We start from the raw sequence: 275 nt of genomic DNA, 5'->3' as shown, positions 1-275 counted from the left end.
GCCAGCTTCGACGCTGTGAACGGTGCGCAGCTCTATGGTCTGGCGGCGTCCACGGCCTCTGCGCTAGGTGGGCAGGTGGCAGTCAATCCGAACGGCACGATTACCGCGCCCAGTTACCAGATTGGCAATAGCTCTTACAGCAACGTGGGTTCGGCGCTCGATGCCGTGGCAGATCTTGCGCGGGGCGGTTCTGCCGATGCTGTGATCTACGACTCGGGCGCTCACGACAAGGTGACGCTGGGTGGCAAGAATGCATCCGCGCCGGTGAAATTGAC

General features: G+C 62.2%; 1 protein-coding gene. It reads left to right on the top strand.

All coding sequences use genetic code 11. From position 1 onward, the window contains the following. Window positions 1-275: hypothetical protein (locus SB751_RS30215; RefSeq protein WP_410749048.1), on the top strand; the 275-nt coding region annotated here is incomplete at both ends.

This window comes from Cupriavidus sp. SIMBA_020 (genome assembly GCF_046535395.1).
GTDB classification, from domain to species: Bacteria; Pseudomonadota; Gammaproteobacteria; order Burkholderiales; family Burkholderiaceae; genus Cupriavidus; species Cupriavidus campinensis.
Note: the sequence above shows the minus strand (reverse complement) of the source record. Positions and strands in the feature narration are given on the sequence as shown.